The following is a 21,178-nucleotide window of genomic DNA, read 5'->3' as shown; positions in this document are numbered from 1 at the left end:
CCCTACCCCTGGTCGCCCTGGCCGGCGACGCCGCTGGGTCGGTGGCGACCGCTGCCGGCGGTCGCGTGCTCCACGGCGGCGAGCAGGACGCAGGTCGCGACGACCTCCATCGCCTCGCGCACCTCGTCCAGGGGCGGCATCGTCGGGGCGAGGCGGATGTTCTCGTCCTGCGGGTCCCGCCCGTAGGGGAAGGACGCCCCGGCCGGGGTGAGGGCGACGCCGACCCCCTTCGCCAGCTCGACGACCCGGCTCGCGGTGCCCGGCACGACGTCGAGGCTGACGAAGTAGCCGCCGGTGGGGGAGTTCCACCGGGCGATCCCGAGCCCCCCGAGGCGCTCGCCGAGGACCCGGTCGACCTCGGCGAACTTCGGGGCGATGATCGCGGCGTGCTCGCGCATGTGCGCCCGCACGCCCTCGGCGTCGCCGAAGAGCTCGGCGTGGCGCAGGTGGTTGACCTTGTCCGGGCCGATCGAGCCCTTGCCGAGGTGCTCGAGGTACCACGCCACCTGCTCGGTCGAGCTCGCGAGGAAGGCGACGCCGGCCCCGGCGTAGGTGATCTTGCTCGTCGACGCGAACATGATCGGCCGGTGGGGGTGGCCCGAGGCCGCCGCGAGGCCGAGGACGTCGGCACTCTTGGCCTCGTCCGGCCCGAGGTGGTGCACGGCGTAGGCGTTGTCCCAGAAGATCTTGAAGTCCGGCGCGGCCGTCGGCATCGCGGCGAGCTCGGCGGCCACCTCCTGGCTGCAGACCGCCCCGGTCGGGTTGGCGTACGTGGGCACGAGCCACATGCCCTTGACGCCCGGGTCGTCGGCGACGAGCGCGGCGACCGCGGCCGCGTCGGGCCCGTCCTCGCGCATCGGCACCGTGACCATCGAGATGCCGAGCTCCTCGAGGAGGGCGAAGTGGCGGTCGTAGCCCGGCACCGGGCACACGAAGGTGACGGACTCCTCGTCCTTCCACGGCCGGGGGGAGTCCACGCCGCCGAAGAGCAGGAGGTCGACGAGGCACTCGCGCATGAGGGTGAGCGACGAGCTGCCCCCGGCGACGAGCTGGGGGACGTCGACGCCGAGCAGGTCGGCGAAGATCTCGCGGATCTCGACGAGACCGGCCAGGCCGCCGTAGTTGCGCACGTCGGTGCCGGAGCGGTCGGTCGTCGTCGACGGCAGGCGGAGCAGGGCGTCGGAGAGGTCGAGCTGGGCAGCGCTGGGCTTGCCGCGGGTGACGTCGAGGGCCAGGCCCTTCGTGCGCAACGCCTCGTAGTCCTCGCGCGTGCTCGCCAGGAGCTCGTCGAGCTCGTCGGGGGCGAGGTCGGACAGGGGCCGAGGGCTGCGCTGGGCGGTCACGAGCGCCAGTCTGGCACCGCCGTGGTCGGCGCGGGCGGGGGCGTCCCGCCCGCTGCGGGCCGGGCGGCTCGGCGCCGGTTCGCGCCCGGGCCACCGGCTCACGTATGGTGGTCCCTTGGTTGACCTCGACCAGAGTCTCCGCCATGCCCCCGGGCAGGCCTGACGAAGGGGGTCGACCGCGGGACCCGGACCCAGCCCGGGGCCCGTAGGGCAGTGGCTCAATTGGTAGAGCACCGGTCTCCAAAACCGGCGGTTGGGGGTTCGAGTCCCTCCTGCCCTGCGTTACGCGGTACCCACCGCGCAGCATGGTGTCCCCGACGACGAGAGAAGTGACGACGTGACCGAGCTCGGTGCGCAGCCGTCGAAGGCTCGACGTCAGGAGCCCAAGGGCGGCAACCCCGTGTCCCGGTTCTTCGGGTCGATCGGGCTCTTCATCACCCAGGTGCTCGACGAGCTCCGCAAGGTCGTCCGCCCGACGCGCTCGGAGCTGGTCAACTACACGCTCGTCGTCATCGTCTTCGTCACGGTGATGATGCTCTTCGTGTCGCTGGTCGACTTCGGCTTCACCAGGCTCGTGATGTGGGTCTTCGGCGGCTGACCCCGCCCCCGCACGACCCGTACGTCCTGCGGCGCCCCGCGCCGCCCGTCCACAACACGTGAGGTAGCACCAGGCCATGTCCGACCAGCCGACCAGCCCCTTCGCCGGCTCCGACGACGAGCTGACGCCTGCCCAGGCCGAGGCCGCCGCCAGCGGCCTCGCCACGCCCGACCTGCCCAGCGCCGACGAGGTCGAGGCAGAGCGCGCGCTCGACGCCGACGCCGACCTCGCCCTCGACGCCTCCTCCGACGAGGACGACGCGAGCAAGGACGACGCCACCGAGGACGTCGACGTCGAGGTGAGCGACGAGAGCGCCCCCACGACCGACGAGGACGGCGACCTGCTCCCCGAGGACCAGGCCGACCCGGTCCAGGCCTTCAAGGACGACCTCGCGAGCAAGTTCGGCGACTGGTACGTCATCCACAGCTACGCGGGCTACGAGAACCGCGTCAAGCACAACCTCGAGACGCGCGTCGCGAACCTCAACATGGAGGACTACATCTTCGAGGTGGCCGTCACGATCGACGAGGTCACCGAGATCAAGTCCGGCCAGAAGAAGACGCGCAAGCAGCCGCGCATGCCCGGCTACGTCCTCGTGCGCATGGACCTCACCGACGAGTCGTGGGGCGCCGTGCGGCACACCCCGGGCGTCACCGGCTTCGTCGGCAACGCCCACGACCCGGTCCCGCTGAGCCTCGACGAGGTCTACACGATGCTCAAGCCCGCCGACCTGGAGAAGTCCGCCGCGGGCGCGACCTCCGGCGGGGGAGCGAGCAAGGGCGCCGACGGCTCCGGCCAGGGCACGACCCTCGACTTCGAGGTCGGCGAGTCGGTCACCGTCACCGACGGCCCCTTCGAGACCATGCCGGCGAGCATCGCCGAGGTCCACCCGGACACCCAGAAGCTCAAGGTGTTCGTCTCCATCTTCGGCCGGGAGACCCCGGTCGAGCTGTCCTACAGCCAGGTCGCCAAGATCTGAGCGCAGGACGGCGGCCGGTCTGACACCTCGGACCGGCATGCAACCGGGTCATCGCCCATGGCGTCGGCCCACGATCATGTGAGGAGCTTGGGATGCCTCCCAAGAGCAAGAAGGTCTCCGGCCTCATCAAGCTGCAGATCCAGGCCGGTCAGGCCACCCCCGCGCCCCCCGTCGGCCCCGCGCTGGGTCAGCACGGCGTCAACATCATGGAGTTCGTCAAGGCGTACAACGACGCCACGGCGGACAAGCGCGGCAACGTCATCCCCGTCGAGATCACGGTCTACGAGGACCGCTCGTTCACCTTCATCACCAAGACCCCGCCGGCCTCCGAGCTCATCAAGAAGGCCGCCGGCGTCCAGAAGGGCTCGGGCGAGCCGCACAAGACGAAGGTCGCCACGCTCAGCGTCGACCAGCTGCGCGAGATCGCCGAGACGAAGATGCCCGACCTCAACGCCAACGACGTCGAGGCCGCGATGAAGATCATCGCCGGTACCGCGCGTCAGATGGGCATCGAGACCGAGCAGGTCTGATGCAGACGAAGGCGAGGTCGGCGGTGAGGTACGAGCCGCCGGCCGAGCCGGAGTCGAATCAGATCCGCGGCAGGCAGACCGAGCAGGTCTGATCCCACCCGCGGGACCCGGGCCTGACGGCCCGGGTGCCGCACCCCCTCGTGGGAGGGCCGGCGCTGGCCCGCACCACACCTCCACCATCACCACCAAGGAGAGATCCATGAAGCGCAGCAAGAGCTACCGCGCAGCGGCCGAGGCCGTCGACCGCGACGCCATGTACGCCCCGCTCGAGGCCATCCGCCTCGCCAAGCAGGGCGCGAAGGGCACCTACGACGAGACTGTCGAGGTCGCGTTCCGCCTGGGCATCGACCCCCGCAAGGCCGACCAGATGGTCCGCGGCACGGTCAACCTGCCCCACGGCACCGGCAAGACCGCCCGTGTCCTCGTCATCGCCAACGGCGACAAGGCCGAGGCCGCCCGCGAGGCCGGCGCCGACCACGTCGGCTCCGACGACATGATCGAGAAGATCCAGGGCGGCTGGATGGACTTCGACGCCGTCGTCGCCACCCCGGACCTCATGGGCAAGGTCGGTCGTCTCGGCAAGGTGCTCGGCCCCCGCGGCCTCATGCCGAACCCGAAGACCGGCACCGTCACGATGGACACGGCCAAGGCCGTCACGGACATCAAGGGCGGCAAGATCGAGTTCCGCAACGACAAGCACGCGAACCTCCACTTCATCATCGGCAAGGTCTCCTTCGACGAGAAGAACCTCGTCGAGAACTACGCCGCCGCGCTCGAGGAGATCACCCGCCTCAAGCCGTCCGCGAGCAAGGGCCGCTACATCACCAAGGCCGTGCTCAGCACGACCATGGGCCCCGGCATCCCGCTCGACTTCACGCGCACGAAGGACCTCCTCGAGGAGTCCGCGCCGGCCAGCTCGGCCGACGTCGCCGCGCAGTGACCTCACGCGCCCGGTGATCCGAGGCGCACCGCACGACGGGGGACCGGGCCAGCCCGGTCCCCCTTCGTCGTCTTCCCGGGACGATTTGGTCGTGCGGGCGAGCGCCCGTACGCTGGTCCCGACCGATGACCGCCGGTTTGCCGGCCGACCCACCCGGGTCGACCAGCCGAAGGTCCTGCCACGAGCAGGGCGACCAGCGCAGGACGAACCGATCGACCACTCGCCTCAGGGCGATGCTGTGCGAGCCCCGGTGCGCCCTGCGCCGGGGCTCTTCTCGTGACCGGGGCCGGACGCCGGGGGTGATCGCCCCACAGAAATCACGAGAAGGAGGCCCGCATGGCGAACGCTGAGAAGACTGCCGCCATCGCCGAGCTGACGGACAAGTTCCGCAGCTCCAGCGCGGCTGTACTCACGGAGTACCGCGGTCTGACCGTGGCCCAGCTCGCCGAGCTGCGTACCAACCTCCGTGGCAACGCCACCTACTCCGTGGTGAAGAACACGCTGACCGAGCTCGCCGCGAAGGAGGCGGGCGTCGAGTCCGCCTTCGAGGGCCAGCTCGTCGGGCCGAACGCCATCGCCTTCGTCGAGGGCGACCCGGTCGAGGCCGCGAAGGCTCTGCGCAACTTCGCCAAGGACCACCCGCTCCTCGTCATCAAGGGTGGTGTGCTCGACGGCAACACCCTGAGCGCCGAGGACATCAACAAGCTCGCGCTGCTCGAGTCGCGCGAGGTGCTCCTGGCCAAGCTGGCTGGCGCCATGAAGGCCCAGCTGACCCAGGCCGCCTACCTCTTCAACGCGCCGCTGGCACAGACGGCTCGCGTCGTCGACGCCCTGCGCGCCAAGGTCGAGGAGCAGGGTCCGGCCGACACGGCCGCCCCCGCTGCCGAGGCCGAGGAGGCCCCGTCCGAGGCTGCTGCCGAGGACACCCAGACCGTCGCCGAGGGTGGCGACGAGAGCTGAGGCCCGCCCCCTCGGGGGAGAGCCCGGCTCGACTACACACACACGCCACTCACGGCTGAAACATCTGTAGAAAGGACGCCCATCATGGCGAAGCTCAGCACCGACGAGCTCCTTGAGGCCTTCAAGGAGATGACCCTCATCGAGCTCTCCGAGTTCGTGAAGCAGTTCGAGGAGACCTTCGAGGTCACCGCTGCGGCCCCCGTGGCCGTCGCGGGCGCCGCCCCGGCCGGTGGCGGCGACGCCCCCGCCGCGGAGGAGCAGGACGAGTTCGACGTCGTCCTCACCGCTGCTGGTGACAAGAAGATCCAGGTCATCAAGGAGGTCCGCGCGCTGACCTCCCTCGGCCTCAAGGAGGCCAAGGACCTCGTCGACGGCGCCCCCAAGCCCGTCCTCGAGAAGGTCGACAAGGCTGCCGCGGAGAAGGCCAAGGAGGCCCTCGAGGGCGCCGGCGCCACCGTCGAGCTCAAGTGATCTCGACCCCTTCGGGGGTCATCTGATCGACGCAAGGGCGGGTCGCACCTCACGGTGCGGCCCGCCCTTCGCGTGTCCGGAGGTGCGACGCAGGAGCCTCGGAGGGCGCTGCCCGGGCCTCAGAGCTACAGGAGGGGGCGGTAGGGGGAGAGGAGGCCCTCGGCGAGGCGGGAGACGAAGGGGCGCTCGACCCACTGCGCGAGCGTGATCTCCGTGCTGTTGAGGGCGTCGGCGGCGAAGACCTCCTCCATCTGCGCGGCGACGTCGGCGTCGAGGATCTCGAGGTTGATCTCGTAGTTGCCGGCCAGGCTCAGCCGGTCGATGTTCGCCGTGCCGAGCGTCGTCCAGCGCCCGTCGATCGTCGCGGTCTTCGCGTGGACCATGGCGTTCTCGTAGCGCAGGATCCGCACGCCACCGCTCAGCAGCTCGGTGTAGCTGCGCCGGCTCAGCCAGTCGGCGACGACGTGGTTGCTGAAGTGCGGCACGAGGATGCGCACGTCGACCCCGCGGCGCGCGGCCTCGACGAGGGCGCGGGTGAGCACGTCGTCGGGGATGAAGTACGCCGCGGTGAGCAGGATCCGCTCGTCGGCCCGGTCGATCGCCTCGAGGTACATGTTGCGGATCGGGTAGACCATGTCGGTCGGGATGTTGCGGTGCACGCGCATCGTGCTCGACCAGGTGCGCGAGTCCGGGTGCTCGAGGTGCGGCGAGCAGCGCCCGGGGGCGACGTTCCAGTAGTCGACGAAGGCGTTCGCCAGCTCGACGACCATCTCGCCGCTCACCCGCGCGTGCGTGTCCCGCCAGCGGTCGGCGTAGAGGCTGCCGACGTTGTAGCCGCCGAGGTAGGCCGCGCGGGAGTCGACGACGAGGAGCTTGCGGTGGTTGCGCCCGCTCTGGCGCGGGGTGACGAAGGGGAAGCGGCCGAGCAGGGGGTGACGCTTGACGTGGATGCCGTCCGGCAGGCCGGCGAAGAAGGACCGCGGCACGACGAGGTTGGCGAACTCGTCGAAGGCGACGAAGACCTCGACACCGCGCTCGTGGGCGCGCACGAGGGCGTCGCGGAAGGCGTGCCCGATCTCGTCGCCCTTCCAGATGTAGGACTCGAAGAAGACGCGGTGCGTCGCGGCGTCGATGTCGGCGAGCATGTCGTCGAAGAGGGACTCGCCGGAGGTGTAGATCCGCAGGTCGCCCCCGGGCACCGGCACGTCGTGCGGCTCGACGCGGGGCAGACGGCGCGAGGGGCGGTCGCGCTTGCGCCGCGAGTCGACGAAGAGCAGGGCCGCGACGGTGGTCGCCTGGGCCGCGAGCGTCGCGGCCAGACCCTGGCGGATCGTGCGACGCGGCGAGAAGCGGGACATGGCCGTCACCCTAGGGGAGCCGAACCCCGGACACGCGGGGCTGCTGCCTTGACGTCGCCGTGGGCGATGGCGCACCATCATGGCGTCGCTTCGCCACGGCCTGGCTCACGTCAGGAGAGCGCGAGACCACCGTCAGGTCCCTGCACTTGACCGGGCTGGACAGTCATGCCCTTTATCGACTAACGTAGCCGTTTGCGCTGCCCTTTCTCCTCCGTCCCCAGCTCGCACGTCCTTCGCTCCCACCGCTGTGGGTGACGACGACGAGCCGAAGGACGGGTCGACGGGGACCCGCGCCGCCCGACCAACACGGCCCGTGGAAGGACCCATCCTTGGCTGCCTCGCGCACCGCTTCCCCGATGTCCACCGCTCGGACGGCTTCTGGCCGTCTGTCCTTCGCGAAGATTCGCGAGCCCCTGGAGGTCCCCGACCTCCTCGCCCTGCAGACCGAGAGCTTCGACTGGCTGCTGGGCAACCAGCGCTGGCAGGAGCGGGTCGCCGCATCTGAGGCGTCCGGGCGCGGTGAGCTGTCACGCAAGTCCGGCCTCGACGAGATCTTCGAGGAGATCTCCCCGATCGAGGACTTCTCCGGCTCGATGTCCCTCTCCTTCTCGGAGGGTCGCTTCGAGGACCCCAAGTACTCCACGGACGACTGCAAGGAGCGCGACCAGACCTACTCGGCGCCGCTCTTCGTCACCGCGGAGTTCATGAACGCCGAGACCGGCGAGATCAAGAGCCAGACCGTCTTCATGGGCGACTTCCCGCTCATGACCGACCGCGGCACCTTCATCATCAACGGCACCGAGCGTGTCGTCGTCTCCCAGCTCGTGCGCAGCCCCGGCGTGTACTTCGAGCGCAGCGCCGACAAGACCTCCGACAAGGACATCTACTCGGCGAAGGTCATCCCCAGCCGCGGTGCGTGGCTCGAGTTCGAGATCGACAAGCGCGACATGGTCGGCGTGCGCGTCGACCGCAAGCGCAAGCAGCCGGTGACCACCCTGCTCAAGGCGCTCGGCATGAGCGAGGCCGAGATCCGCGAGGAGTTCGGCCAGTACGAGTCGATGAACCTCACCCTCGAGAAGGACCACCTCGAGAGCCAGGACCAGGCGCTGCTCGACCTCTACCGCAAGCTGCGCCCGGGCGAGCCGCCGACCCGTGAGGCCGCCCAGAACCTCCTGGACAACCTCTACTTCAACGGCAAGCGCTACGACCTGGCCAAGGTCGGTCGTTACAAGATGAACCGCAAGCTGGGTGTCGAGGTCGGTCTGGACGCCTCGGTCCTCACGCTCGACGACATCGTCGCGACGCTCAAGTACCTCGTCGCCCTCCACGCCGGCTCCGCGACCCTGCCCGGGACGCGCAACGGCGAGGCCGTCGAGGTCCCCGTCGAGACCGACGACATCGACCACTTCGGCAACCGTCGCGTCCGCAGCGTCGGCGAGCTCATCCAGAACCAGGTCCGCACCGGCCTGTCCCGGATGGAGCGCGTCGTGCGCGAGCGCATGACGACCCAGGACGTCGAGGCGATCACCCCGCAGACCCTGATCAACATCCGCCCCGTCGTGGCGTCGATCAAGGAGTTCTTCGGGACCAGCCAGCTCTCGCAGTTCATGGACCAGAACAACCCGCTGTCGGGCCTGACGCACAAGCGTCGCCTCTCGGCGCTGGGCCCCGGCGGCATCTCGCGTGACCGCGCCCAGATGGAGGTCCGTGACGTCCACCCGTCGCACTACGGCCGCATGTGCCCGATCGAGACCCCTGAGGGCCCGAACATCGGTCTCATCGGCTCGCTCGCCAGCTACGGGCGGATCAACTCCTTCGGCTTCATCGAGACGCCGTACCGCAAGGTCGAGGACGGGGTCGTCTCCGACGACGTCGTCTACATCTCCGCGGACGAGGAGGACAAGTTCGTCGTCGCCCAGGCCAACGCCGAGCTCGACGACAAGGGCCGCTTCGTCGGTGACCGCGTCCTCGCCCGGACCAAGGGCGGCGAGGTCGACCAGATCCCGGCCGAGGACGTCGACTACATGGACGTCTCGCCGCGCCAGATGGTCTCCGCGGCCACCGCGATGATCCCCTTCCTCGAGCACGACGACGCGAACCGTGCGCTCATGGGCGCCAACATGCAGCGTCAGGCCGTCCCGCTCGTGCGGGCCGAGGCCCCCTTCGTCGGCACCGGCATGGAGTACCGGGCGGCGCTCGACTCCGGTGACGTCGTGCGCTCCGAGAAGGCCGGTGTCGTCACCGAGGTCTCCGCCGACCTCGTGACGGTCACCCACGACGAGGGCGGCAGCCGCTCGTACAAGATCATGAAGTTCTCCCGCTCCAACCAGGGCAACAGCTACAACCAGCGCGTCATGGTCGCCGAGGGCGACCGCGTCGAGGCCGGCCAGCTCATCGCCGACGGTCCCGCGACCGACGGCGGCGAGATGGCGCTGGGCCGCAACCTGCTCGTGGCCTTCATGCCCTGGGAGGGCTACAACTACGAGGACGCGATCATCCTCAGCCAGCGTCTCGTGCAGGACGACGTCCTGTCCTCGATCCACATCGAGGAGCACGAGGTCGACGCGCGCGACACCAAGCTCGGCCCCGAGGAGATCACCCGGGACATCCCGAACGTCTCCGAGGAGGTCCTCGCCGACCTCGACGAGCGCGGCATCATCCGCATCGGCGCCGAGGTCCGCGACGGCGACCTGCTCGTCGGCAAGGTCACGCCGAAGGGCGAGACCGAGCTCACCCCGGAGGAGCGCCTGCTCCGCGCGATCTTCGGAGAGAAGGCGCGCGAGGTCCGCGACACCTCGATGAAGGTCCCCCACGGCGAGACCGGCACGGTCATCGGCGTCAAGGTCTTCGACAAGGACGAGGGCGACGAGCTCCCCCCGGGCGTCAACCAGCTCGTGCGGGTCTACGTGGCGAACAAGCGCAAGATCACCGACGGCGACAAGCTCGCCGGTCGCCACGGCAACAAGGGCGTCATCTCCAAGATCCTCCCGGTCGAGGACATGCCCTTCCTCGAGGACGGCACCCCCGTGGACGTCGTGCTCAACCCGCTCGGCGTGCCCGGTCGTATGAACATCGGCCAGATCCTCGAGCTGCACCTCGGCTGGGCGGCCAGCCGCGGCTGGGAGATCGAGGGCAACCCCGACTGGGCCCGGATGATCCCGCAGGACGCGCGTGCGGCCGAGCCGAACACCCGTGTCGCCAGCCCCGTCTTCGACGGTGCGGGCGAGGACGAGATCCGCGGTCTGCTCGACTCGACGCGGCCCACCCGTGACGGCGTGCGCCTCATCGACTCCAGCGGCAAGGCGAGCCTGTTCGACGGCCGCTCCGGCGAGCCGTACCCGGACCCGGTGTCCGTGGGCTACATGTACATCCTCAAGCTGCACCACCTCGTGGACGACAAGATCCACGCGCGCAGCACGGGTCCGTACTCGATGATCACCCAGCAGCCGCTCGGTGGTAAGGCCCAGTTCGGTGGCCAGCGCTTCGGCGAGATGGAGGTGTGGGCCCTCGAGGCCTACGGCGCCTCCTACGCGCTGCAGGAGCTGCTCACCATCAAGTCCGACGACGTCAACGGCCGCGTGAAGGTCTACGAGGCCATCGTCAAGGGGGACAACATCCCCGAGCCGGGCATCCCCGAGTCCTTCAAGGTGCTCATCAAGGAGATGCAGTCCCTCTGCCTCAACGTCGAGGTGCTCAACTCCGAGGGCGGCACCATCGAGATGCGCGACTCCGAGGACGACGTCTTCCGCGCTGCCGAGGAGCTCGGGATCGACCTGTCCCGCCGCGAGCCCGCCTCGGTCGAAGAGGTCTGAGCCGATCGGCCGAAGGGGTGAGATCTCACCCCTTCGGCCGGCCGGACGGCCCCACCACCCCCACAGACCTCTACGACCCACACGACTTCTCGACACCACCATCGAGAGAGACGAGAGAAGGACACACGTGCTCGACGTCAACTTCTTCGACGAGCTGCGCATCGGCCTCGCCAGCGCCAACGACATCCGTACCTGGAGCCACGGCGAGGTCAAGAAGCCGGAGACCATCAACTACCGCACCCTCAAGCCCGAGAAGGAGGGTCTGTTCTGCGAGCGCATCTTCGGACCCACCCGGGACTGGGAGTGCTCCTGCGGCAAGTACAAGCGCGTCCGCTTCAAGGGCATCATCTGCGAGCGCTGCGGCGTCGAGGTGACCCGCGCCGGTGTGCGCCGTGAGCGGATGGGCCACATCGAGCTCGCCGCCCCCGTCACCCACATCTGGTACTTCAAGGGCGTCCCGAGCCGTCTCGGGTACCTCCTCGACCTCGCCCCGAAGGACCTCGAGAAGGTCATCTACTTCGCGGCCTACATGATCACCAGCGTCGACGAGGACGCCCGCCACGAGCAGCTGCCCTCGCTCGAGGCCGGCATCGAGACCGAGCGCAAGGCGATGGAGAACCGTCGCGACGCCGACGTCGACGCCCGGGCCAAGAAGCTCGAGCAGGACATCGCGGCCCTCGAGGCCGAGGGTGCCAAGTCCGACGCGAAGCGCAAGGTCCGCGACTCGGCCGAGCGCGAGATGAACCAGATCCGCAAGCGCGCCGACCAGCAGATCGAGCGTCTCAACCAGGTCTGGGACCGCTTCAAGAACCTCAAGGTCCAGGACCTCGAGGGCGACGAGGTCCTCTACCGCGAGATGCGTGACCGCTTCGGCATGTTCTTCGAGGGCGGGATGGGCGCCGCGGCGATCCAGAAGCGTCTCGAGACCTTCGACCTGCAGGCCGAGCAGCTCGCGCTGCGCGAGATCATCGCGACCGGCAAGGGCCAGAAGAAGACCCGCGCCCTCAAGCGCCTCAAGGTCGTCACGGCCTTCCTCATCACCGACAACGAGCCGGCCGGCATGGTCCTCGACGTGGTCCCGGTCATCCCCCCGGACCTGCGCCCGATGGTCCAGCTCGACGGCGGTCGCTTCGCGACCTCGGACCTCAACGACCTGTACCGCCGGGTCATCAACCGCAACAACCGCCTCAAGCGACTGCTCGACCTCGGCGCGCCCGAGATCATCGTCAACAACGAGAAGCGGATGCTGCAGGAGGCCGTCGACAACCTCTTCGACAACGGCCGTCGCGGTCGCGCCGTCACCGGCCCGGGCAACCGGCCGCTGAAGTCGCTCTCCGACATGCTCAAGGGCAAGCAGGGGCGCTTCCGTCAGAACCTGCTCGGCAAGCGCGTCGACTACTCGGCCCGTTCGGTCATCGTCGTCGGCCCGCAGCTCAAGCTCCACCAGTGCGGTCTGCCGAAGGTCATGGCGCTCGAGCTCTTCAAGCCCTTCGTCATGAAGCGGCTCGTCGACCTCGACCACGCGCAGAACATCAAGTCCGCCAAGCGGATGGTCGAGCGTCAGCGCTCGGTCGTGTGGGACGTCCTCGAAGAGGTCATCACCGAGCACCCCGTGCTGCTCAACCGTGCGCCCACGCTGCACCGTCTGGGCATCCAGGCCTTCGAGCCGCAGCTCGTCGAGGGCAAGGCCATCCAGATCCACCCGCTCGTCTGCACCGCCTTCAACGCGGACTTCGACGGTGACCAGATGGCCGTGCACCTCCCGCTCTCCGCGGAGGCCCAGGCCGAGGCCCGCATCCTCATGCTGTCCTCGAACAACATCCTCAAGCCGGCGGACGGCCGTCCCGTGACCATGCCCACCCAGGACATGATCATCGGCCTCTTCCACCTCACCTCCGCCCTCGCGGTCGAGGACGAGGAGGCGCCGCTGCGCTCCTTCTCCACGGTCGCCGAGGCGCGGATGGCCTACGACGCCGGTCAGATCCAGGTCGGCACGCCGATCCGGGTCCGCCTCGGTGACGTCGTGCCGCCGCTGACCGCCGAGTTGCCCGAGGGCGTCGAGCGCGACGAGGACGGCGCGGTCGCCGTCTGGACCGCCCCGACCACCCTGGGTCGCGCCCTCTTCAACGAGGCGCTGCCGGTGCACTACCCCTTCGTCGACGAGCCGGTCGACAAGAAGCGCCTGTCGACGATCGTCAACGACCTCGCCGAGCGCTACTCCAAGGGTCAGGTCGCGGCGTCCCTCGACGCGCTCAAGGAGGCCGGCTACTACTGGGCCTCCCGCTCCGGCACGACGGTCGCGCTGAGCGACGTCGTCACCCCGTCGCGCAAGCCCGAGATCCTCGAGGGCTACGAGACGAAGGCGACGAAGGTCCAGACGCAGTACGAGCGCGGTCTCATCACCGACGACGAGCGCCGTCAGGAGCTCATCGAGATCTGGACGCAGGCGACCAACGAGGTCGCGGCGGAGATGCAGCAGAACTTCCCCAAGGACAACCCGATCTACCGCATGGTGAGCTCGGGTGCCCGTGGTAACTGGTTCCAGCTGCGCCAGATCGCCGGTATGCGTGGCCTCATGGCCAACCCGAAGGGCGAGATCATCCCCCGCCCGATCCGCACGAACTTCCGTGAGGGTCTGTCGGTCGTCGAGTTCTTCATCTCCACGCACGGCGCCCGCAAGGGTCTGGCCGACACCGCGCTGCGGACGGCCGACTCGGGCTACCTCACCCGTCGTCTCGTCGACGTCTCCCAGGACGTCATCGTCCGCGAGGACGACTGCGGCACCGAGCGCGGCCTGCCGATGCTCGTCGCCGCGTACGACGAGACCACCGGCACCCGCCGGCTGCACGACGACGTCGAGTTCACCGCGTACGCCCGCTGCCTGGCCAGCGAGGTCACCGGCGAGGACGGCTCCGTCCTGGCCGCCGCGGGCTCCGACCTCGGCGACGTCGTCATCGGCCAGCTCTACGAGGCCGGCGTCGACGAGGTGAAGGTCCGCTCGGTCCTCACCTGCGAGTCGAAGGTCGGCACGTGCGCGAAGTGCTACGGCCGCTCGCTGGCCACCGGTCAGCTCGTCGACATCGGCGAGGCCGTCGGCATCATCGCGGCGCAGTCGATCGGCGAGCCCGGCACCCAGCTGACGATGCGCACCTTCCACACCGGTGGTGTGGCCGGTGACGACATCACGCAGGGTCTGCCGCGCGTCGTCGAGCTCTTCGAGGCGCGCACGCCCAAGGGTGTCGCCCCGATCGCGGAGGCCAACGGCCGCATCACGATCGAGGACACCGACAAGGCGCGCCGTCTGCTGCTCACGACGGACGCCGACGGCGAGGAGCACGCCTACCCGGTGAGCAAGCGCGCGCGCCTGCTCGTCGAGGACGGCCAGCACGTCGAGGTGGGCACCCAGCTCGTCGTCGGTGCGATCGACCCGAAGCAGGTCCTGCGCATCCTCGGCCCGCGGGCGACGCAGAAGCACCTCGTCGACGAGGTGCAGCACGTCTACCGCCAGCAGGGCGTGTCGATCCACGACAAGCACATCGAGGTCATCGTGCGCCAGATGCTGCGTCGGATCACCGTCCTCGAGTCGGGCGAGACGGGTCTGCTCCCGGGCATGCTCGCCGAGCGCGCCCGCTTCGAGGAGGCCAACCGCCGCACCGTCGCCGAGGGCGGTCGTCCCGCCGCGGGTCGTCCCGAGCTCATGGGCATCACCAAGGCCTCGCTCGCGACCGACTCCTGGCTCTCCGCCGCCTCCTTCCAGGAGACGACCCGCGTCCTCACGGAGGCCGCGATGGAGGGCAAGAGCGACCCGCTGCTCGGCCTCAAGGAGAACGTCATCCTCGGCAAGCTCATCCCCGCCGGTACGGGCCTGGCCCGCTACAACAACACGACGGTGGAGCCGACCGAGGAGGCCCGCGCGGCGATGTACACGCTGCCGAGCTACGACGAGTACGCCTACCCGGTCTTCGGCCCGGGCAGCGGCGAGGCCGTCCGCCTCGACGACGCAGAGCTCGGTCTCGACCGCCTCTGAGCCACCGCGTCGCCCTCGAAGGGGGACCTCCCGCGCACGTCGCGGGGGGTCCCCCTTCGTCGTCCGCAGACCCTTCGGGGGAGCAGAAGCCCGAGAAATGGGGGGACACGCCCTGCGTGCTGGTTCGCCAAACCCGCACCGACGTGGTGGAGTAAGAGGGTTCGCGACGCACCACCGCACAGATTGGGAGATCCCACATGAACAAGTCCGAGCTCGCCAGCGCCGTCGCCGAGAAGGCCGGCGTCTCCGCCTCCTCGGCGGCCGAGGTCATCACCGCCCTGCAGGAGGTCCTCTCCACGCAGGTCGCCAAGGGCGAGAAGGTCACGGTCCCCGGCTTCTTCAGCCTCGAGCGCGTCGAGCGCGCCGAGCGCAAGGGCCGCAACCCGCAGACCGGCGCCGAGATGACCATCCCCGGTGGCTACGCCGCCAAGCTCTCGGCCGGCTCCGCCCTCAAGGCTGCCGCCAAGGGCTGATCGCCACCGCGACCGCGCAGGGCGCGTGCCCGGGCTCACCGCCCGGCACGCGCCCTGCGGCGTCCCCGGGTGGCACGCGGGCGAGCCGGGTGGCGCCGGGGGAGCACCGCGGGCGAGGATGAGGGCGTGGTCGACGAGCGCAGGCGCGAGGACGTGGCGATGAGCGTGCGCGCCAGCGCCGCCCGATGGGCCCTCGGTGCCGTCCTCGCGGTGGGGGCGCTCGTCCTGCTCCTCAAGCCCGGTGGTGTCTCCAAGCTGCTCGGGCTGGCCCTCGGCGTGGCGGCCGTGAGCGTGCTCGTGCGACGCGACCGCAGCAGCGCGACGATCCTCGCCGTCGCCCTCGGCCTCATCGCCGCCTTCTTCGTCCTCGCCTTCCTCACCGGCAACTCCGCATGGATCACAGACAGGTACACCCGATGACCCTCGACCAGCGCGCCCTGCGCGACCGGCTCGTGCTGCGCCAGGCGGCGCCCGGCGACGACGACGCGATCGCCGCGCTCACCGACGCCGCCTTCGTCGCGGTGGGGGAGGAGAGCGTCGAGCGCCGGCTGCTGCGCGAGCTCGCCGCCGACGGGGACCTCGTGCCCGAGCTGACCGTCGTCGCCGAGGTCGACGCCGAGCTCGTCGGGCACGTCGCCTGCTCGTGGGGCACGATCGGCGAGCAGCCCGCGATCGGTCTCGGACCGATCAGCGTGCGCCCCGACCTGCAGCGCCGCGGCATCGGCGGCACGCTCATGAGCGCGGTCGTCGCCACAGCCGACCAGCGCGGCGACGCCGTCGTCGTCCTGCTCGGCGACCCGGCCTACTACGGCTTCTTCGGCTTCGTGCCGGCGAGCACGCTGGGCATCAGCTCGCCCGGGCCCTGGCGCGACGCCTACTTCCAGGCCAAGCCGCTGCGCGCCTGGCGACCGGAGATGGCCGGCGCCTTCCGGTACGCCCCGGCCTTCGAGCGCATCGAGGGCTAGCACGAGCAGGCGCGTCCGCGGGGGACCTCGACGGGGCGATTTGTGACGGTGTGCACCCCGCCGGTATCGTGGGTCTTCGTGTGCATGCGCCGCCGTGAGGTGGCAGGTGCCACCGCCGGTGCGGCGAAGGTCCTCGGACCGGACCGCACCACCCCTCTCGCCGGGCGCCTCGCACGGCCTCCTGCTCGCAGGTGAGCCGCCGGGGAGTGCAGGGGAGAGCACCGCTCGACACTCCCGACCTCGGGGGCTGGGCGGTAGTCCAAGGAGCGTGACGTGGCCCCGGCCGCCTACGCAAGAACATCAACCCGTACGGAGACATCAGGTTGCCTACCATCAACCAGCTGGTGCGCAAGGGCCGGCAGGACAAGGTCACGAAGACGACCACGCCTGCCCTCAAGGGCTCGCCGCAGCGCCGTGGTGTGTGCACGCGCGTGTACACCACCACCCCCAAGAAGCCGAACTCCGCCCTTCGTAAGGTCGCCCGCGTGCGCCTCACGTCCGGCATCGAGGTCACCGCCTACATCCCGGGCGTCGGTCACAACCTCCAGGAGCACTCGATCGTGCTCGTGCGCGGCGGCCGTGTGAAGGACCTCCCCGGTGTCCGCTACAAGATCGTCCGCGGCTCCCTCGACACCCAGGGTGTCAAGGGTCGCCAGCAGGCTCGTAGCCGCTACGGCGCCAAGAAGGAGAAGAAGTAATGCCTCGCAAGGGTCCCGCCCCGAAGCGCCCCCTGGTCATCGACCCGGTCTACAGCAGCCCGCTCGTCACCCAGCTCGTCAACAAGATCCTCCTCGACGGCAAGAAGTCCATCGCCGAGTCGATCGTGTACGACGCGCTCGAGGGCGTGCGTGAGAAGACCGGCACCGACCCCGTCCAGACGCTCAAGCGCGCTCTCGACAACGTCAAGCCGAGCCTCGAGGTCAAGTCCCGCCGCGTCGGCGGTGCGACCTACCAGGTCCCGATCGAGGTCAAGCCGAACCGCGCGACGACCCTGTCGCTGCGCTGGCTCGTCGGCTACGCCCGTCAGCGTCGCGAGAAGACGATGACCGACCGCCTCATGAACGAGATCCTCGACGCGAGCAACGGTCTCGGCGCCGCGGTGAAGCGTCGCGAGGACACCCACAAGATGGCCGAGTCGAACAAGGCCTTCGCGCACTACCGCTGGTAATCAGCGCCACCGCGAAGGGGGACCGGACCGGTCCCCCTTCGCCTCCGGGCCGACCGGCCCACCCCAGAGCTTGACCACCCGCACGAGCGAGAGAGACATACGTGGCACAGGACGTCCTGACGGATCTCAACAAGGTCCGCAACATCGGCATCATGGCGCACATCGACGCCGGCAAGACGACGACGACTGAGCGCATCCTCTTCTACACCGGTGTCAACCACAAGATCGGTGAGACCCACGACGGTGCGAGCACCACCGACTGGATGGAGCAGGAGAAGGAGCGCGGCATCACGATCACGTCCGCCGCGGTCACCTCGTTCTGGGAGGGCACCCAGATCAACATCATCGACACCCCCGGGCACGTCGACTTCACCGTCGAGGTCGAGCGCTCCCTGCGCGTCCTCGACGGCGCCGTCGCCGTCTTCGACGGCAAGGAGGGTGTCGAGCCCCAGTCCGAGACGGTCTGGCGCCAGGCGGACAAGTACGACGTCCCCCGCATCGCCTTCGTCAACAAGATGGACAAGCTGGGCGCCGACTTCTACTTCACCGTCGACACCATCAAGGACCGCCTCGGCGCGGAGCCGCTCGTCATGCAGCTCCCCATCGGTGCCGAGAACGACTTCGTCGGTGTCGTCGACCTCATCTACATGCGCGCTCTCGTGTGGCCCGGCGACGCCAAGGGCGACGTGACCATGGGTGCGGCCTACGAGGTCCAGGAGATCCCCGCGGACCTGCTCGAGAAGGCCGAGGAGTACCGCAACCACCTCGTCGAGCGCGTCGCCGAGGCCGACGACGAGCTCATGGAGAAGTACCTCGGTGGCGAGGAGCTCACCGTCGACGAGCTCAAGGCCGGCATCCGCCAGCTGACGATCACCTCGCAGCTCTACCCGATCTTCTGCGGCTCCGCCTTCAAGAACCGCGGTGTGCAGCCGGTCCTCGACGCCGTCAAGGACTACCTCCCCAGCCCGCTGGACGTGCCCCCCATGCACGGTCACGCCATGGGCAAGGAGGACGTCGAGGTCGTGCGCAAGCCGAGCAAGGACGAGCCCTTCTCGGCGCTCGCCTTCAAGGTCGCGTCGCACCCCTTCTTCGGCACGCTCACCTTCATCCGGGTCTACTCCGGGCACATCTCCTCCGGCACCGGGGTCATCAACTCGACCAAGGGCAAGAAGGAGCGCATCGGCAAGCTCTTCCAGATGCACGCCAACAAGGAGAACCCGGTCGACGAGGCGATGGCGGGCCACATCTACGCCGCCATCGGTCTCAAGAGCACGACGACCGGTGACACCCTGAGCGACGTCGACAACCCCGTCGTCCTCGAGTCGATGACCTTCCCCGAGCCGGTCATCCAGGTCGCCATCGAGCCCAAGACGAAGAGCGACCAGGAGAAGCTGGGCACCGCGATCCAGAAGCTCGCCGAGGAGGACCCGACCTTCCAGGTCTCGCTCGACGAGGAGACCGGTCAGACGATCATCGCGGGCATGGGCGAGCTCCACCTCGACATCCTCGTCGACCGCATGAAGCGCGAGTTCAAGGTCGAGGCGAACGTCGGCAAGCCGCAGGTCGCCTACCGCGAGACCATCCGTCGCGCGGTCGAGAAGTACGACTACACGCACAAGAAGCAGACCGGTGGCTCGGGCCAGTTCGCGAAGGTCCAGGTGACCATCGAGCCGCTCGACACGACCGAGGGCGAGCTCTACGAGTTCAAGAACGCCGTCACCGGTGGTCGCGTGCCCAAGGAGTACATCCCCAGCGTCGACAACGGCATCCAGGACGCCATGCAGTACGGCGTGCTCGCGGGCTACCCGCTCGTCGGCATCAAGGCCACGCTGCTCGACGGCGCCTACCACGACGTCGACTCCTCGGAGATGGCGTTCAAGATCGCCGGCTCGATGGTCCTCAAGGAGGCCGTCCGCAAGGCCGACCCGGTCCTGCTCGAGCCGATGATGGCCGTCGAGGTGCGCACGCCCGAGGACTACATGGGCGACGTCATCGGCGACATCAACTCCCGCCGTGGCCAGATCCAGGGCATGGAGGACATCTCGGGCGCGAAGATCGTCCGCGGTCTCGTCCCGCTGTCGGAGATGTTCGGCTACGTCGGCGACCTGCGCTCCAAGACGCAGGGCCGGGCGAACTTCTCCATGGAGTTCGACTCCTACGCGGAGGTCCCCAAGGCCGTCGCCGAGGAGATCATCAAGAAGACCCGCGGCGAGTGACGGGTAGCATTACCCGAAACCCGGCGCTCACCAGCACCACCACGTACGACGCCATGTCCTGCCGGACCAAGGCGTAACCCGAAGAAGAAAGTCCTGAGGAGGACAAGCAAGTGGCGAAGGCAAAGTTCGAGCGGTCCAAGCCGCACGTCAACATCGGCACCATCGGTCACATCGACCACGGCAAGACGACGCTGACGGCCGCGATCTCCAAGGTCCTGCACGACAAGTACCCGGACCTGAACGAGGCGTCCCCGTTCGACTCGATCGACAAGGCGCCCGAGGAGAAGCAGCGCGGCATCACGATCTCCATCGCGCACATCGAGTACCAGACGGAGAAGCGTCACTACGCGCACGTCGACTGCCCCGGGCACGCCGACTACGTGAAGAACATGATCACCGGTGCCGCTCAGATGGACGGCGCGATCCTCGTGGTCGCCGCCACCGACGGCCCGATGCCGCAGACGAAGGAGCACGTCCTCCTGGCCCGCCAGGTCGGCGTCCCCTACATCGTCGTGGCCCTCAACAAGGCCGACATGGTCGACGACGAGGAGATCATGGAGCTCGTCGAGATGGAGGTCCGCGAGCTGCTGTCCTCCTACGAGTTCCCCGGCGACGACGTCCCGGTGGTCAAGGTCTCCGCTCTCAAGGCCCTCGAGGGTGACGAGAAGTGGGGCAACTCGGTCGCCGAGCTCATGGACGCGGTGGACGAGTACATCCCCGAGCCCGAGCGCGACATCGACAAGCCGTTCCTCATGCCCGTCGAGGACGTCTTCACGATCACCGGTCGTGGCACCGTCGTCACCGGTCGTATCGAGCGCGGCATCCTCAACGTCAACGAGGAGATCGAGATCGTCGGCATCAAGGACGAGAAGACCACCACCACGGTCACCGGCATCGAGATGTTCCGCAAGCTCCTCGACGAGGGTCGTGCGGGCGAGAACGTCGGCCTCCTGCTGCGCGGTACCAAGCGCGAGGACGTCGAGCGCGGCCAGGTCATCTGCAAGCCGGGCTCGATCACCCCGCACACGCAGTTCGAGGGCCAGGTCTACATCCTCGGCAAGGAGGAGGGCGGCCGTCACACGCCGTTCTACGACAACTACCGTCCGCAGTTCTACTTCCGCACCACGGACGTCACCGGTGTCGTGGACCTGCCCGAGGGCACCGAGATGGTCATGCCCGGCGACAACACCGACATGAAGGTCGAGCTCATCCAGCCGATCGCCATGGAGGAGGGCCTGAAGTTCGCCATCCGCGAGGGTGGTCGTACGGTCGGCGCCGGTCGCGTCACCAAGATCATCAAGTGATCTCCCGCTGACCTCGGTCAGCACACCGAAGGGG

At 69.0% G+C, this 21,178-nt stretch carries 17 protein-coding genes and 1 tRNA gene; 16 read left to right on the top strand and 2 right to left on the bottom strand.

The annotated features are described in order from the left end of the window. Positions 1 to 2: 2 nt before the first annotated feature. A complete protein-coding gene (locus LIV55_RS05760) occupies positions 3 to 1,343 on the bottom strand; it encodes an aspartate aminotransferase type Ic (protein ID WP_229299482.1) in 1,341 nt (446 codons plus the stop codon). A 207-nt stretch (positions 1,344 to 1,550) separates the two neighbouring features. Between LIV55_RS05760 and LIV55_RS05755 the strand changes: the two genes are divergently transcribed. From LIV55_RS05755 to rplL, 7 genes are all read left to right on the top strand, one after another. After that, positions 1,551 to 1,623 (top strand) — tRNA-Trp (locus LIV55_RS05755). 57 nt (positions 1,624 to 1,680) lie between these two features. Then, the gene (gene secE / locus LIV55_RS05750) at positions 1,681 to 1,941 is read left to right on the top strand and encodes a preprotein translocase subunit SecE (protein WP_068277056.1); all 261 of its coding nucleotides are present in this window, start codon (positions 1,681 to 1,683) and stop codon (positions 1,939 to 1,941) included. A 76-nt stretch (positions 1,942 to 2,017) separates the two neighbouring features. Further along, complete coding sequence (gene nusG, locus LIV55_RS05745) at positions 2,018 to 2,920, top strand: transcription termination/antitermination protein NusG (RefSeq protein WP_229299480.1); 903 nt, start codon at positions 2,018 to 2,020, stop codon at positions 2,918 to 2,920. 92 nt (positions 2,921 to 3,012) lie between these two features. Then, positions 3,013 to 3,450: a 50S ribosomal protein L11 gene (rplK, locus tag LIV55_RS05740; protein ID WP_068277061.1), complete on the top strand. Its 438-nt coding sequence runs from the start codon at positions 3,013 to 3,015 to the stop codon at positions 3,448 to 3,450. A gap of 199 nt (positions 3,451 to 3,649) precedes the next feature. Next, the gene (gene rplA, locus LIV55_RS05735; RefSeq protein WP_068277064.1) at positions 3,650 to 4,390 is read left to right on the top strand and encodes a 50S ribosomal protein L1; all 741 of its coding nucleotides are present in this window, start codon (positions 3,650 to 3,652) and stop codon (positions 4,388 to 4,390) included. A gap of 336 nt (positions 4,391 to 4,726) precedes the next feature. Next, the gene (gene rplJ, locus LIV55_RS05730; protein ID WP_068277066.1) at positions 4,727 to 5,350 is read left to right on the top strand and encodes a 50S ribosomal protein L10; all 624 of its coding nucleotides are present in this window, start codon (positions 4,727 to 4,729) and stop codon (positions 5,348 to 5,350) included. An 84-nt stretch (positions 5,351 to 5,434) separates the two neighbouring features. Continuing rightward, positions 5,435 to 5,821 carry a 50S ribosomal protein L7/L12 gene (gene rplL, locus LIV55_RS05725; protein WP_068277068.1) on the top strand — a complete coding sequence of 129 codons (387 nt, stop codon included), beginning with the start codon at positions 5,435 to 5,437 and terminating at the stop codon, positions 5,819 to 5,821. 125 nt (positions 5,822 to 5,946) lie between these two features. Here the strand turns inward: rplL and LIV55_RS05720 are convergent, their stop codons facing one another. Next, a complete protein-coding gene (locus LIV55_RS05720) occupies positions 5,947 to 7,179 on the bottom strand; it encodes a phospholipase D-like domain-containing protein (RefSeq protein ID WP_068277070.1) in 1,233 nt (410 codons plus the stop codon). Positions 7,180 to 7,508: 329 nt separating this feature from the next. Between LIV55_RS05720 and rpoB the strand changes: the two genes are divergently transcribed. The 9 genes from rpoB (at position 7,509) to tuf (ending at position 21,144) form a co-directional block, all read left to right on the top strand. Then, positions 7,509 to 10,991 (top strand): DNA-directed RNA polymerase subunit beta, encoded by a 3,483-nt coding sequence (gene rpoB / locus LIV55_RS05715; RefSeq protein ID WP_123092240.1) that lies wholly within the window; start codon positions 7,509 to 7,511, stop codon positions 10,989 to 10,991. Between the two features lie 127 nt (positions 10,992 to 11,118). Continuing rightward, the gene (locus LIV55_RS05710) at positions 11,119 to 15,018 is read left to right on the top strand and encodes a DNA-directed RNA polymerase subunit beta' (RefSeq protein ID WP_123092239.1); all 3,900 of its coding nucleotides are present in this window, start codon (positions 11,119 to 11,121) and stop codon (positions 15,016 to 15,018) included. A gap of 197 nt (positions 15,019 to 15,215) precedes the next feature. Continuing rightward, positions 15,216 to 15,491 (top strand): HU family DNA-binding protein, encoded by a 276-nt coding sequence (locus tag LIV55_RS05705; RefSeq protein WP_068277078.1) that lies wholly within the window; start codon positions 15,216 to 15,218, stop codon positions 15,489 to 15,491. Positions 15,492 to 15,617: 126 nt separating this feature from the next. Further along, positions 15,618 to 15,911, top strand: coding sequence for a hypothetical protein (locus LIV55_RS05700; RefSeq protein WP_068277080.1), 294 nt, complete (start codon positions 15,618 to 15,620; stop codon positions 15,909 to 15,911). Further along, entirely contained in the window at positions 15,908 to 16,456 is a 549-nt protein-coding gene (locus LIV55_RS05695; protein ID WP_229299478.1) for a GNAT family N-acetyltransferase, read from the top strand. Before LIV55_RS05700 ends, LIV55_RS05695 begins: the two co-directional genes overlap by 4 nt. 323 nt (positions 16,457 to 16,779) lie before the next feature. Beyond that, positions 16,780 to 17,154, top strand: coding sequence for a 30S ribosomal protein S12 (rpsL, locus tag LIV55_RS05690; RefSeq protein WP_068277083.1), 375 nt, complete (start codon positions 16,780 to 16,782; stop codon positions 17,152 to 17,154). Then, a complete protein-coding gene (gene rpsG, locus LIV55_RS05685; RefSeq protein ID WP_123092238.1) occupies positions 17,154 to 17,624 on the top strand; it encodes a 30S ribosomal protein S7 in 471 nt (156 codons plus the stop codon). The genes rpsL and rpsG overlap by 1 nt, the downstream gene beginning before the upstream one ends. A gap of 101 nt (positions 17,625 to 17,725) precedes the next feature. Next, positions 17,726 to 19,840: an elongation factor G gene (fusA, locus tag LIV55_RS05680; protein WP_229299477.1), complete on the top strand. Its 2,115-nt coding sequence runs from the start codon at positions 17,726 to 17,728 to the stop codon at positions 19,838 to 19,840. A gap of 110 nt (positions 19,841 to 19,950) precedes the next feature. Further along, positions 19,951 to 21,144 (top strand): elongation factor Tu, encoded by a 1,194-nt coding sequence (tuf, locus tag LIV55_RS05675; RefSeq protein WP_123092236.1) that lies wholly within the window; start codon positions 19,951 to 19,953, stop codon positions 21,142 to 21,144. Positions 21,145 to 21,178 lie beyond the last annotated feature (34 nt).

Origin of the sequence: Janibacter melonis (assembly GCF_020567375.1) — a bacterium.
GTDB classification, from domain to species: Bacteria; Actinomycetota; Actinomycetes; order Actinomycetales; family Dermatophilaceae; genus Marihabitans; species Marihabitans melonis.
The sequence above is the reverse complement of the archived record's forward strand: the minus strand, read 5'-3'. Positions and strand labels throughout refer to the sequence as shown.